Source organism: Maribacter corallii, from assembly GCF_047345415.1.
Classification (GTDB): domain Bacteria; phylum Bacteroidota; class Bacteroidia; order Flavobacteriales; family Flavobacteriaceae; genus Maribacter_C.
Genome location: NZ_JBLFEP010000003.1, coordinates 731865 through 745792 on the forward strand (window position 1 = coordinate 731865; position 13928 = coordinate 745792).

Consider the following 13928-nt stretch of genomic DNA (forward strand, 5'->3'; position numbering starts at 1 on the left):
TTATTACGATGCCTCAATTAGCCGTTTTTCCCAAAGCCTATATGAACGACCTTTGCAAAACAGGGCGCATGACCGTACGGGAATGGATCGATCTGGCAACGGAACTACCCGTTCACGGATTGGAGTGGTATGCCGGATTCCTTGAAATGACTGAGGAAACCAAATGGCCGGAATTCCGAAGCTTGGTCGAAGCCCACGGCAAATGTATTCCCATGCTTTGCTGCTCGCCGGATTTTACGCATCCCGATGCCGCTTTTCGAGCAGCGGAAATACGAAAACAGAAGCATTGGATCCATATGACCAGTGTATTGGGCGGATCCTACTGCAGAGTGCTTTCGGGCCAAAGACGTCCAGAACTTTCCATGGACGAAGGAATCGCATTGGCCGCGGAATGTATTCATCAATGCCTACCTTATGCACAAGACAGAGGAATTACGTTGATTCTTGAAAACCATTATAAGGATGATTTTTGGGCCTATCCGGAATTTGCGCAGAAAATGGACGTTTTCTGTCGTTTGGTAGCCGCCATCGACCATCCGAATTTCGGCGTAAATTATGATCCGAGCAATGCCTTTCTGGCCGGGGAAGACCCGTTGGAACTGCTCTATCGCATTTCAAGTCGGGTCGTCACCATGCACGCCAGTGATCGTTATCTTATCGAAGGTACGATTGAGGACTTACGGAAGGAGGAAACTGGGGTATTAGGCTATGCCAAAAGACTGCGTCATGGCGAAATCGGCAAAGGGTTGAACGACTATGATGCCATTTTCAAGGAACTCCATCGGGTCGGTTTCGACGGTTGGATCAGCATCGAAGATGGGGTTGATGGTATGGACCAATTGCGTCGTAGCGTAACCTTTCTACGTAGCAAAATCGCGGACTATTGGCCCGATTTTCACTAAGGCGCCCTCTTTTTCCGTTAACGATAACGTTCTTGTCCGTTTTTATTCGTTAGCCGTATCTTTTGAGTATCTTCGCAAGGTATGGGAGGTTTCTATTTTTTATGGAAAATAGACAGTAAAAGTATTTTTCCCGCTTCATTTTAAAACTTATAAATAAATCATAAATAATATGATTACAGTATTTTATGACGATTTACTTCAACTTTTAAAACACATATTATTAAAAACAGGGTTTACGCCTCAAGAATCTGTTTTGTGTGCTAAAATCTTCGCCGATTCCACTTTAGACGGGTATCACTCCCACGGGGTGAATCGATTTCCTGTTTTCTTGAAAACCATTACCGATGGCTACGTGAAGTTGGGCGAGCGTCCCGAACTTGAATTGGCGCTCGGAAGCCTTGAGCGTTGGAACGGAAAATTGGGCCCCGGTCCGCTCAATGCCCACTTCTGCATGAACCGGGCGATCGAAATGGCCAAAGCGGGTGGCATGGGCTGCGTGGCCCTCCAAAATGGCAGTCATTGGATGCGTGGTGGCTCCTATGGATGGCAGGCCGCCGAAGCGGGCTGTATCGCCTTATGTTTTACGAATACGATGCCCAATATGCCCTCGTGGGGCGCTATGGATGCCAATACAGGCAATAACCCCCTAATTATGGCCGTACCCAGCGCGAATGGACATATTGTCTTGGACATGTCCTTATCCCAATTCTCGTACGGGAAAATGGAGAAATATGCCATGGAAGACAAAGACCTTCCGTTTGACGGGGGATTCGATTCGGAAGGAAAGCCGACCAAGGACCCCAAGGCCATTTTAGAAACCAAAAGACTCTTTCCCACAGGCTATTGGAAGGGATCGGGCATGTCGATTCTAGTGGACCTACTGGTTACGCTGCTTTCCTCCGGTAAGTCAACCGCCCAAATCGGGGAACTGGAAGCCGAATACGGGCTATCACAGGTGTTCATTTGTTTTGATGCACAGCAACTCAATGAAAATCAAAGACACCAGCAGTTGGTAGATGAAATCATCAACTATGTGCAGGCTGCTACGCCTGAAAAAGAAGGCCGCTCCATCGAATATCCGGGTAGTCAAACCAAAAAGCGAAGGGAATTGCACCTCAAGGAAGGGATTCCAATTAACGAAGGTGTTTGGAGCGAACTCAATGCCTTATTAAACGAATCAAAAACAGCAGATGGATAAGAAAATAAGCGGTGATACGGTGAAATGGGGAATTTTAGGAGTTGGTGATGTCTGTGAAGTTAAGAGCGCCCCGGCCATGCAGAAAATACCCCACTCGACAGTGACGGCCGTCATGCGACGGAACGGTGAAAAGGCCAAAGACTACGCAATACGCCATGGCATCAATACCTGGTACGATGATGCCGATGCCCTAATCAACGACCCGAACGTAAATGCCATTTATATCGCGACCCCACCGAACGCCCATTGTGAATTGACCCTAAAAGCCGCACAAGCCGGTAAGCCCATTTATGTGGAGAAGCCAATGGCCCGTACCACAGCGGAATGTGAAAAGATGATCGCTGCGTGTCAAAAGGCGAAAGTCCCCCTCTATGTGGCATACTACCGACGCAGGCTGCCCAACTTCGAAAAGTTAAAATCCCTTTTGGACGAGGGAAGTATCGGGGACTTGCGAATGGTGCGGATAACGCTACACAAGACCATCGACCCGGATATTGTGGCGAATATCACTTCCAATATGCCTGTCAATTGGCGTACAGATCCAGAAGTTGCCGGAGGAGGTTATTTCTTTGATCTGGCCGCACATCAACTGGATTACCTCGACTATGTATTGGGCCCTATAAAAACGGTCGTTGGACATGCCGCGAATCAAGCCGGGTTATACCAGGCCGCCGATATCATCTCTTCCAGTTTTGTATTCGAAAGCGGGGTTCAAGGATCGGGGACTTGGTGTTTTACCGTGGATTCCGTTTCAGAAAAAGATGAGCTGGTCTTTATCGGCTGCAAAGGTCAATTACGCCTTTCTTTTTTCGGAGCTCCAGAACTCCATATCGAAAAGAGTGACCGCTCTGCGGAGACCCTAACCTTTGAGCTGCCCCATCACATTCAGCAACCCTTGATACAAACCGTGGTCGATGATATTTTAGGAAAAGGAAATTGCCCGAGTACCGGCAAAAGCGCTGTTCGAACCAATTGGGTGATGGAAGAAATGACAAAAAACTATTACTTGAAGTAATTTAAATCAATTGTCTGATTATTAGTAACTTTCAATATATTCTAATACTTTCTTTCGATACGATTTTCCGATACTCAGTTTGGTGTCGTCTTGTAGTACGATCTGATTGCCGTCAATAAGCTTCAGATAGTCAAAATTTACCACAAACGACTTGTGGACACGAAGGTATTGGGACGGAAGTTTTTCCAAAAATTCAGTCAATGTTTGGGCGGTCAACAGCATTTGTGGCGCATAGATCTTAATGTAATTACCATAGGCCTCCACATACCGTATCGTATTCATGGGTAAGCGAATGATTTTCTTATCGCTTTTGATAAAGAGGACCGGGTCGGTTTGTTCTGCTGGGGCAACCGTTGCTTGAAGCAGCGCTGTATCTTTTTTTCGCACCTTCATGACTGCCTGAAGAAAACGCTCCAAAGAAAAAGGCTTGAGTAGATAATCAACAACCTCGAGTTCAAAACCTTCAACCGCATATTCGGGGTAAGCCGTAGTAATAATGACATTGGGCTTTTGCCGAAGTGTTTTCAACAAACTCAAGCCGGATAGTTTAGGCATGTTGATATCCAAGAAAAGTAGGTCGATTTCTTCCCGTTGCAGCACCTCCATCACTTCAAAAGCGTTTTTACAGGAAGCAGTGATTTTTAAATAGGGAATTTCCTTGATATATCCTTCCAATATTTGACGTGCTATGGGTTCGTCATCCGCGATGATACAGGCTATGGTTTTCATTTATAGTGTTAGTTTCAGTTGAACGGTATAACGGGAAGGTGTTTTTCGAATCTCAAGTTGATGCGTATCAGGATACATCAGCATAAGACGTTTTTTGACATTTTCAAGGCCGATGCCACTGCGTCCCTTTTCCATATCGTTGTCATTCGAATAGGTGGGTTCCAGTGTATTGGTACACCGAAAGGATATCCTATCCCCTTCGGTTGCAATGGCGACCTCGACCATACTTTTATGGTCTTTTGATTGGGCCAAATGCTTAAAGGCATTTTCAACAAAAACAATGAATAGCATAGGCGCGATTTTTTTCGTCCCGACCATACCGGTTTTTGAAAACGAAATTTCAGCCTGATCCTCCAAACGTATTTTCTCCAGTGACATATAGTTCTCCAGGTACTTCAGTTCTTTTTCCAGTGGAACAAGAGTATCCTTGGTCTCATATAAACTGTAACGCAGCAGGTCCGAAAGCTTTAACATGAGACTGGGCAGACGATCAGATTTCACCACCGAAAGCCCATACAGGTTGTTTAGCGTATTGAATAGAAAATGAGGATTCAGCTGTGCCTTTAACAATTTCAGCTCTGCCTCTTTTTCTTGTTGTCTTCGAAAAAAGCTATCCCGAGCGATCTTTAAGGCGGTACCGAACAATATGCTCAAAAGTATGCCGCCCCATACATTATAGACCATTTTCCACTCAAAACCTCCCATAAAACGGCTCAGTAAAAATACCCCCAAGCCTGTGAAGAAACCGATATTACATAAAAACAGCGCCGTAGCCACGACCCTTTTTCCTTTGAGGTACAAGGGGAGAATCATCAGGTTGTTGATGTAAATGGGCGGAATGATAAAAGCTATAAATACCAAGGCGCTAAACAATCTATTTTCCGCTTGGATGAGCATACTGAAAATTAGTGCCAAAAACGCCCAGACCACACCATTCTGCAGTATTCGGTTATCTACAAATCGATCCAATTTTGACATGACTGCTTTTTTCGGATAAGATTTCAAAAATAAGCCGCGACAAACGATATCCACAGTTTTAGTGATGAAAAGGTACTATTTGAGTCTGAACCGCCCCCATGAACTGATATCGGTACTACCCTACGGTCATCATGAACCCAAGGACCTTGGTCATTCTTTTTTTGACAAACAACGTCTTCGCCCCAGTTTTGGAGAATCAATGTTAAAATGACTCTTATGAAATTAGACATTCAAAACGTATCTAAACGGTACGGCAAAAACAACTACGGCTTACGGAATTTCTCGATAACACTTGAAAAAGGAATACTAGGCCTGCTAGGGCCCAATGGCGCTGGTAAATCAACGCTGCTGAAGATGATCGCTACAGTGACCAGACCAACCGAGGGTTTGCTTCTGCTCAACAAGAACAATATCGTAAAAGACCCCAACTATATGCGCAAGCAATTGGGTTTTCTTCCTCAAGACTTTGGGGTATATCCCAATTTGAGTGCCGTGGAATTTCTAAGCTATATCGCCGCCATGAAGGGGGTCGGCGGACCCACCTTGAAACCCAGGATACTACAATTACTAGACGGACTCAACCTCTCGGATGCCGCAAATAAACCTATTGGTAGCTATTCAGGGGGTATGAAGCAACGGGTAGGTATCGCCCAGGCCTTATTGAACCAGCCCAAAATAGTCATCTTTGATGAACCGACCGTAGGTCTTGACCCCGAAGAGCGCGTGCGTTTTAGAAATCTGATATCCGATCTGGCCCATGAGTGTATCGTCATCTTGTCATCGCATATCGTATCGGACATCGACACTATAGCCGATACGATCGCCATTATGAAAAACGGCCAACTTCTTCACACTGGAAAACCGGACGAAATCATTTCGCAAATCAAAGGTAAAGTGTACGAAACCTCAATGCGCAAAGAAAACCTCATCGCCTTCAAGCAGGACCATTTGGTCGTAAGCACCGCCCGCAGCAATGGCAATCTCTTGGTGCGTTACCTTTCCGACACCCCTGTTTCCGATTCGATCAGCCGTACTCCAAATCTAGAGGATGCCTATCTGTTTCAAACCAAAACTATCACAGCATGAAGTCTTTTCTTAACATCGTAACATTCGACTATTTACAACGTACCCGAAGCTATGGTTTTTTAATTACGTTATGCATCAGTTTGGCTATCGCCTACTCTTTTGTACCGGAACCCAATGCCAACTACTCCACTATTCGTATTGGCAAATACCTCGGAGCTTACAACGCCGCCTGGTTCGGATATGTTACCGCTATTATGACAAGTATATTCCTTTCCTTGATGGGCTTCTACTTGGTAAACTCAGGTATCGAGGCCGACACCAAGACCCGAGTAGGTCAGATTATGGCAGGCACACCGGTCAAGAACCGCACTTATCTGTTCGCAAAGACCTTAAGCAACTTTCTCGTTTTATTGACGATAACGGCCCTTGTATTTCTAATGGGTATTGCTTTGTTCTTACTGTATCACGATACCGGATTTTCACTCGAAATCGGTCATTTTATTCGTCCCTATCTCTTTGTAACTCTCCCGGCTCTTTTCTTTATATCTGCCTTAGCGGTCTGCTTCGAAGTGCTAATCGGTCGATTTACCATACTTCAAAATGTGGTTTTCTTCTTTGTATTCTGCACCTTGGCCATGTTTTCACCCCCAGGGGATTCCCATTTTACCCTAGATGTATTCGGTAGTAAAATCGTAACACATCAAATGGAAGAACAGGTGCACCAACTCACCGGAATTTCGAAAAAGAACGACCTAACTATCGGATATATACTAGGCGATGTGGAAGCATCCAAAAAGTTTGAATTCAACGGCATCCATTTTCCGTATCCGTTTCTCCTGAGTCGGATCGCTTGGGTCGTCTTCGGGCTCCTCATGGTTTTGGGATGTGCTACGGTATTTCATCGTTTTGATTTCCGAAGGCCCTTTGAATTGAAAAAACGAAAAAAAAGCGTGGTGGCGCAGACTATCCCCAAGGATATCCTCCTCTCCAATTTAACGCCCCCAAAAATCGATTACAGCTTGTTTCCACTCGTAAAGACCGAGTTTCTATTGTTGTTACGGAAAGGAAAAAAATGGCTATGGTTATTTAACCTTATCGGTATGGGCCTCTTGGCGTTTTTACCCTTTGAAATGGCCCATAAAATAGTTTTACCCATCCTATGGTTTCTTCAGGTGGGACGCTTATCCGACCTGACCAGCAAAGAACATTTACATCGCGTGCATTACCTCACGTTTTCAAGTGACCGCCCCATACGACGTTTGTTGCTATCACAATTGCTTGCCGCCAGTGCATTGATGTTCACATTGGCCCTGCCATTGATTTTCAGGTACGGTATGGAGGGCAATCATATTGCAACGACATCCATTGTTTTGGGAAGTATCGGTATCGTGTTGTTTGCAGCCCTCTTGGGGCAACTCTCTAAAGGAAAAAAACTGTTTGAAGTACTTTTCTTTTTAGTGAGCTACGCCAATATCAATGGCATTCCCTTTATGGATTACTTTGGAGCACTCCACACTGCGCTCCCTTACGTGCTTGAGCTAGTAGCGTTGGTCGTGCTTTTGGCAGTTCTGACTTTAGGGTTTCGGAAGATTCAATTAAAGCAATGAGACAGAGTTGTCATTTTAATGCGTATACTCGTAGTATCAAATTTTTAGGTCATGAAAATCTTTTGGAAAATTCTACAGGTCTTGTTGGCATTGTTCATGATATATGCAGGGGTACAGCATTTTTTAAAACCGCAATTTTATGAGCCCTTCGTCCCCGGGTTTTTACCTGCGAAGACCGTTATGGTATACGCCTCGGGACTAGTAGAACTGGCGCTAGGCATCTTGCTTCTGATTCCGAAGTACACCAAAATGGCCGCTACAGGAGTCATCATACTCATGTTGGTCTTCTTGCCCATACATATTGCGGATGTTTTTTCGGAAACCCCTTCCATTGGAAGCCATCAGGCGGCCCTGATACGTCTGCCTTTTCAATTTCTATTCATTGCTTGGGCCTACGCCGTTCGAAGATTCTGTGGCCATTAGGGTGCTTTGGATTTCGGGATGGTCTTGCCTGAAAATCGCGAGAAAATGGCCAATTTCTTGCGGGTATTGATAAAGTAGACCCCTGTCAGTAATATCGCCGCGGCCACCATGGATTGAACGGTAATCCGCTCGTCAAGAAAATACCAGCCGAGTATCAAGGCAATGATAGGATTGACATAGGTAGAAGTCGCTACCTTTTCAGGGGATACGACTTTGAGCAGGTAGTTAAACGAGGTAAACGCAACAATACTGCCGAAAACGATCAACAGTACCATCGTAAGCTGTACCGAGCCACTCCATTGCATGGGTGCTATCCATTTTTCGCCAAACAATAGGCTGGCCAATGCCAACATGGTCCCTCCACTCAACATCTGATAGCCCGTGTTCACAAAATAATTCTTAGGCAAATCGGCCTTACCTACAAATAAGCTGCCATACCCCCAGCTCACCATACAGACAAAGATCATCACCATTCCGATAACCGAATTCTCCCTGCCCAACACTTCCTTTTGACTTACCAACAGGTAAATACCTATGATTCCTAGAATAACCCCGACAATGGACATCGGTTGAATTTTTTTTCCTTGAAGTACGCGCATTAAAATCAATACCAGTAGCGGTTGGGCCGATATTTCCAAAGCGGCAAAACCACTGTCAACATATTTAAGTGCCCATACCACCACACCATTTCCGAACGTCAAAAATAAAAATCCCGCAATGACCGTATTCTTTAGTTGTCGCGGACTTATGATCACCGGTATCCGCAAGAATTTACAAAGCAAGATGATGAGAAGACCCGCAACGACAAATCGGATCGAGGCGAGCATAAACGGGGGTAATTCCGAAACAGCAATTTTATTGAGCAAATAGGTCGATCCCCAAATTACATAAATCGAGAAAAAGGCAAGGACTATAAGCGTGGTATTGTTTGTTTTCCCCATGAATCGCTATTCTTCCAGCAATAGCTCCATCATAGCCCGTGCGGATTCTACACCCTTTTTCTTGATAAACTCACGAGGTGTTTTATCCCCGATCTCATAGGTGATACCGGTGGCCCCAAATTGTTGGTTATACCACCCACTGGAGGTCGGTCTGCTAATTTTTCCGGGGCTTTCATTGATATCCTCAAGTCCGGTAGCCACTCGTATTTTTTCGAGCCATGCCTTGGTGAATGTGGGAATCTTTCGTTCGACACTGGTATCGGGTGTATAGTATACATCATTGAACGTACTATGAAAATCAAGACCTAAGACGACATCGTTCTTGGCAAGCGTCGTTTCGCGAACCATATGCGTTGTAACTTGACGTACCTCGGGTTGATGGTACTCGGCCCAGTCACGGTTCAAGTCTACTCCGCCGGTATTATGACGGTAATGGCCTAAATCAACTCCATCAGGATTCATCAAGGGATATACCATGACCCGATATTTGTCAAGAAAGCCATTAGAGGTCCCTTCGGAAATGATGGTTTCCACAAAGGCCTTCATACAAAGAAAACCGGTTACCTCAGGCGGGTGCTGCCTGCTAATGATGAGTACGGCTGGTCTTTTGTCATAGCTATCCCCTTTGTACAGGTTCATGTGATACAAGTCACGGCCCAAGGCACTCTTACCGGCCACTCCTTCATGTACCACTTCGTTTTGCGCCATCTTTCGAACCCATTCCCCAACTCGGCGGTGGTCTTGGATCTCTTGGGCGGATACCCATAAGGTATCTTTTGAGACCTTAAGGCGCAGCATGGCCGTGGTACTATCTTGATTCAGTTGCAAAAGAGTAGAATCCAATGGGGTCCATTGTTCCCCATTCGCACTCAATTTTGGTACGTACCGATGTTTTGCACCGTTGGAATAGTCGAGCTTTAGATAGATTTCCCGTTCCTGTTCAGACCATAACTTGAACGCAAACCATGGACTGGGATTGATCGGAAAGTTTTCGGGCCATATGCTAGCGACGTAAGTCGAATCGTTTTCTTGAAGAAAAGCGTTCAATCGGGCCGCAGGGAAATCGTTAGTGGCCCCTACTCCGCCAAGCATATAGGTTTTCTTTTGCTGCTGTTGAATAGGCCGGGTCGTGGTATCTACCGGATTGGGATAGGAATGCTTATCCGCAAGTAACCGATTTGAGCCTTTACAGGCGCAACAGAGCACGAGTAAAATGAGGTAGTTTTTTTTCATGTTCAGGTATAGTGATGTTGTCCATATCAAAGATAGAAAAGCGGTGGTTAAGATACTATCCGATCGGAATATAATATGGGAAACGCATTCATTCGGTCAATGCATCAATTGGGGTCAATACCACTTTTCTGAATTCCACCTCGGCACCCTCGGCCTGCAAAGCGATTTGCCCGGTACTTGCAGTGGCATCATATCCGTAATTGACCAAATCTCCATTCACCCAGACCTTGATTTGGTTCGCCAAGCATTCGACCATCATTGAATTCCATTGCCCAAGGGGCTTTTCGGAACCGTCGGTCAGGTTCTTTATTCTTCGCTTTTTTCCCTCGGTAATGCCCCATTCCGCCTTAGGACCTCGACGTTTTTCCATAGCCTCGGTAGTGATGTCCTCAACAATACACCAGAAATCCCCGGCGTTTTCATGCATCATCTGTACTTCTATGGATTTGGGAAACATTTTATAAAGAGATCTCGGAGTAGATGCAAAGACAAGCACCCCACAGTTTCCCGGTTCACCTGCAAAACGGTATTCTATCTCCAATCTGAAGTTTTCGTAGGTTTTATCGGTGATGATATGACCTTGGGGCGTACCTAGACTTACGAGCATTCCTTTTCGTACGATAAACGGGTTTCTAGCAGTAGGTACACTATCCATTTCGGGCACATCGATATGCCAGCCATCGAGGTTCTGGCCATTGAAAAGACTAACCGATTCCGGTTTCGATACGCATGAAAAAAGTAGGAGGCTCACTAAGAATAAAAGTACGGTCGGCTGGTTTTTCATCAGTATGGTTTGGTTTTAGTTGGGTTGTACTGGTCTACTACAAACTTCATTCGACTTGAGCCACTAAGATCCACATACGCTTCTCCTCGTTTTTCTGCCAATTTCCAAAGTCTTTGACCTCTTTTATGATTTCAAACCCCACCTGTTTTAATTCTTTCTTTACATATGCCGCCGATAAGGTATGGGCCCTCGCCTGCTCTTCCCTGCTTTTTCCTTTTTTGTGGGTCTTCAATTTTTCCAATACGAGCAGACGTCCGGTCGGTTTTAAGGCTTCCTTGATACGACCCAATACTTCAAGGTATTCCTCTATTTCATGATAGGTATCCATCAAGATAACTACATCTAACATTCCTGAAGGTAATTTCGGATCATCGTAATCGCCCAAGATCACTTCTACATTGCCTATGTTACGATCGTCAAGGTGTTCTTTTAGTGCATCAAGTCGGTACTCCTCAACGTCCACCGCATAGACCTGCCCATCCGCTGTTACCTTTTTTGATAAATGAACCGTCAGGTAGCCTTCATGGCACCCCACATCCGCCACGTGCATTCCTTTTTCGATATGTGCCATTTCGAAAATTTCCGATACGTTCATCCATGTATCTCTTTCCTTCCAGTCATCGGATGCGTATTGTGCAGCGAGTGGAGTACAAAAGACCAGTATCACGACGAAGGATGCGAGCAGTTGTTTTGATTTCATTCTCCTAAGATATCATTTCCCCAGAAAAAGGTACTTAAATTATTCATAACAAATGTCTTGTCGTTTTTGGTCGTTTATCCGATTTAACGGTCGTTTCAAAAGGTAGGCAGGGAATTTTCTGTAGTATTTTATATCTTTCCGTCATAAGAATCTATGAAGAATGAAACTATTTTTACCTTTACTGCTACTTTTAGCGCTTAGATCCACCGCACAAGAACGCCCTATTCAAGTGGTCACAGAAGACATTCCCAACCGTTTGGCATTCTATGCCATTAATGAGAACGACGAAGATGTAGATGTGATGCTCACGGTTTCGGGCACCAATTTTAGACAGAGCAAGGGGCGACCAAGACTGGTACGCGTACCCGGCGTATCAAAAGTACACCTGAAGACGATTATTCTGATACGTGGAAAACAACCCAACTACACCTATGATCTGCAGGTGAACGATAGTCTTTCAAGAAGGGCCCTACGCAAAGAGGCGAAGCCTATTAAGGTGAAGCCAAAAAAATCGATTACCCTTTATATTACGAACGAATGCCAAGGTTGTGATAGTATACTTGTAGCTATGGAGCGCGGAAAATACAAATTCAATGCCCATCGATTGAACGAACGGCCTGAACTTAAAGATCAATTGAGGTCTTCGTTTCCTACGACCTTAGACTCCATAAGTACTCCAATCTTCAATCTTGGGGGTCGCTTATACACCCGTATCGAAGACTACGATCAACTGCTTGAGAAGCTAAAGCAAGATTAACTACTTGATGCTTTCTTGGCGTACGGCAAAATCAAAGGAGGCTTTACCCTGAGTTGCCATCCAAAAGTTGTTTGAACTGCCCCAATTATCGGGGGCGGCCGGTCTTGAAAAATTCTCCAAGTCGGTATTGATGGTATCGATCCGCTCATCGGACAACATTTCCTTAGAAATAATTACGGCCAGGGCGTTAAATGCTTTCTGTGAATTTTCATAAGAAGGAATACGCGCGCCATGTTCCATGATCAGGGCTTCGGGCGTATAGGTATCGATAGCCTCTGCAGTAAATTCACCGGCACTTGATCCGGGTTGAGGATTCACCGCTACCTGTACGGATTCTAGTTCGTTAGAGGGAATCAATCCCATTAAATACAATTCCAGGTTACCATACGGCACTGAGTTGCCGCCATTGGCGAAGCTGCCAAAACCATTGGTTCCGTTCATTTGGCCCCTGTAGGTATTGCTACCCAAATCTTGCAGCGCATCAAAACCTCCGAGCTGCCCGGCCGTACTGGCATACCCCCAATGTCCGCCTACTGTGGTCGGTATGAAGCCTTTATTTCCCCAGGTATGTGCAATTTCATGCAAGAAAGGTCCCGATTTCACATACTCACTGCGGGGCATGTAAATAATACTTTGTAATCGGTCCGTTGCACCGTAAGCCGCAGCACCATTATAAGTGCTGTTACCAAGGCCCTGAACTTTGTTCTGAACGGAGGTGGAACGTCCATAGAACAAATCGGGCGGTTGCGTGGCTTCAACAGAGAGAATGATCAAAAAGTCGAAGTCATCGTTCATATGTTCGTATACTTTATTGGAGACTAGTTTAAGGTCTCCCTCACCTTCAATAAATGCATCATAATCGGAAGATGATAAAACCAGATTGACGAGTCTCCTGTCTTCATGGAGGACAAAGCCTGATTCGAAGCTTATCCCACCTGTTGCCGGTTCTTCTGTACTTTCCGGATTCTCTGGCGTACTCATCGGATCCTCTGCTGGATTTTCAACAGCATCAGAGACCACGTCTTCAATTTCAGTAATTGCATCGGTACTACAGGCAATCAACAAAACGAAAACGGCCATCATCGAACTTGCTCGCAAGAAGATCTTTTTATCCAATTCAGTGAAATAGTGCATAGGACATTAATTATAGGTAACAGTATAACACCATTTTGAACAACTTATTTTCAAAGTACTACAGAAATCGATGTATGGTCATCTAGGGGTTGGGTTCTCCCCTATTTCATTGCCATTAGTACTAAATATGAGCTCTTCAGAAAAGATATTACGGAAATAAATGTTAAATCGTAGAAATACACATTTTATGCAACTAACACATAATCAATATTTTAAATAAATTATAGATTTTGCAAATGTTAAATTTTAATAAATATAGTACCTTTTTATGCATAGTACTGTAACAAAATAAATACTATGTCGTCTTTTAGTTGTAAGTCAATTAGAAACAATCTCATATAGCGCTCAGTAGCTGTATCAAAAAATAATCATCATGAAAAAATTACACAGACATCAATTACGTCCCGAATTATATTATAGAATAGGTTTTGGTTGGAATACCGATAGATGGTATGACCATAAAATCGAAACTAAAAGAACCACAGTAACCTTTTAACAATC

The 13928-nt window shown here is 44.5% G+C and carries 15 protein-coding genes; 8 read left to right on the forward strand and 7 right to left on the reverse strand.

The features are described 5' to 3' along the window. The first annotated feature begins 8 nt into the window (after nt 1-8). The 3 genes from ACKWCA_RS13115 (at nt 9) to ACKWCA_RS13125 (ending at nt 3115) form a co-directional block, all read left to right on the forward strand. Nucleotides 9-902, forward strand: coding sequence for a sugar phosphate isomerase/epimerase family protein (locus ACKWCA_RS13115; protein ID WP_413978661.1), 894 nt, complete (start codon nt 9-11; stop codon nt 900-902). Between the two features lie 169 nt (nt 903-1071). After that, on the forward strand, nt 1072-2100 hold the full coding sequence (gene yiaK, locus ACKWCA_RS13120; RefSeq protein ID WP_413978662.1) for a 3-dehydro-L-gulonate 2-dehydrogenase: 1029 nt from the start codon (nt 1072-1074) through the stop codon (nt 2098-2100). Further along, nucleotides 2093-3115 (forward strand): Gfo/Idh/MocA family protein, encoded by a 1023-nt coding sequence (locus ACKWCA_RS13125; RefSeq protein WP_413978663.1) that lies wholly within the window; start codon nt 2093-2095, stop codon nt 3113-3115. The genes yiaK and ACKWCA_RS13125 overlap by 8 nt, the downstream gene beginning before the upstream one ends. 21 nt (nt 3116-3136) lie before the next feature. Here ACKWCA_RS13125 and ACKWCA_RS13130 read toward each other — a convergent pair whose 3' ends face one another. After that, entirely contained in the window at nt 3137-3844 is a 708-nt protein-coding gene (locus ACKWCA_RS13130; RefSeq protein WP_413978664.1) for a LytR/AlgR family response regulator transcription factor, read from the reverse strand. Further along, the gene (locus ACKWCA_RS13135; RefSeq protein ID WP_413978665.1) at nt 3845-4822 is read right to left on the reverse strand and encodes a sensor histidine kinase; all 978 of its coding nucleotides are present in this window, start codon (nt 4820-4822) and stop codon (nt 3845-3847) included. A 216-nt stretch (nt 4823-5038) separates the two neighbouring features. Here ACKWCA_RS13135 and ACKWCA_RS13140 point away from each other — a divergent pair, with 216 nt between their 5' ends. From ACKWCA_RS13140 to ACKWCA_RS13150, 3 genes are read left to right on the forward strand one after another with little or no spacing between them, the layout of a single operon-like run. Further along, complete coding sequence (locus ACKWCA_RS13140) at nt 5039-5908, forward strand: ABC transporter ATP-binding protein (RefSeq protein ID WP_413978666.1); 870 nt, start codon at nt 5039-5041, stop codon at nt 5906-5908. Further along, nucleotides 5905-7455 carry an ABC transporter permease gene (locus ACKWCA_RS13145; RefSeq protein ID WP_413978667.1) on the forward strand — a complete coding sequence of 517 codons (1551 nt, stop codon included), beginning with the start codon at nt 5905-5907 and terminating at the stop codon, nt 7453-7455. Before ACKWCA_RS13140 ends, ACKWCA_RS13145 begins: the two co-directional genes overlap by 4 nt. 51 nt (nt 7456-7506) lie before the next feature. Next, a complete protein-coding gene (locus ACKWCA_RS13150; RefSeq protein ID WP_413978668.1) occupies nt 7507-7878 on the forward strand; it encodes a DoxX family protein in 372 nt (123 codons plus the stop codon). Here the strand turns inward: ACKWCA_RS13150 and ACKWCA_RS13155 are convergent. From ACKWCA_RS13155 to ACKWCA_RS13170, 4 genes are all read right to left on the reverse strand, one after another. After that, nucleotides 7875-8819, reverse strand: coding sequence for an EamA family transporter (locus ACKWCA_RS13155; protein ID WP_413978669.1), 945 nt, complete (start codon nt 8817-8819; stop codon nt 7875-7877). The genes ACKWCA_RS13150 and ACKWCA_RS13155 overlap by 4 nt on opposite strands. Nucleotides 8820-8825: 6 nt before the next feature. Next, nucleotides 8826-10052: a M14 family metallopeptidase gene (locus tag ACKWCA_RS13160; protein WP_413978670.1), complete on the reverse strand. Its 1227-nt coding sequence runs from the start codon at nt 10050-10052 to the stop codon at nt 8826-8828. Nucleotides 10053-10140: 88 nt separating this feature from the next. After that, a complete protein-coding gene (locus ACKWCA_RS13165) occupies nt 10141-10836 on the reverse strand; it encodes a 3-keto-disaccharide hydrolase (RefSeq protein ID WP_413978671.1) in 696 nt (231 codons plus the stop codon). Nucleotides 10837-10882: 46 nt separating this feature from the next. Then, complete coding sequence (locus ACKWCA_RS13170) at nt 10883-11536, reverse strand: class I SAM-dependent methyltransferase (protein WP_413978672.1); 654 nt, start codon at nt 11534-11536, stop codon at nt 10883-10885. Nucleotides 11537-11696: 160 nt separating this feature from the next. Here ACKWCA_RS13170 and ACKWCA_RS13175 point away from each other — a divergent pair, with 160 nt between their 5' ends. Then, nucleotides 11697-12293 (forward strand): hypothetical protein, encoded by a 597-nt coding sequence (locus tag ACKWCA_RS13175; protein WP_413978673.1) that lies wholly within the window; start codon nt 11697-11699, stop codon nt 12291-12293. On the opposite strand, the gene ACKWCA_RS13180 is transcribed toward ACKWCA_RS13175, so the two are convergent. Next, on the reverse strand, nt 12294-13427 hold the full coding sequence (locus ACKWCA_RS13180) for a hypothetical protein (protein WP_413978674.1): 1134 nt from the start codon (nt 13425-13427) through the stop codon (nt 12294-12296). A 373-nt stretch (nt 13428-13800) separates the two neighbouring features. On the opposite strand from ACKWCA_RS13180, the gene ACKWCA_RS13185 reads away from it, so the two are divergent. Then, complete coding sequence (locus tag ACKWCA_RS13185) at nt 13801-13923, forward strand: hypothetical protein (protein WP_413978675.1); 123 nt, start codon at nt 13801-13803, stop codon at nt 13921-13923. Nucleotides 13924-13928 lie beyond the last annotated feature (5 nt).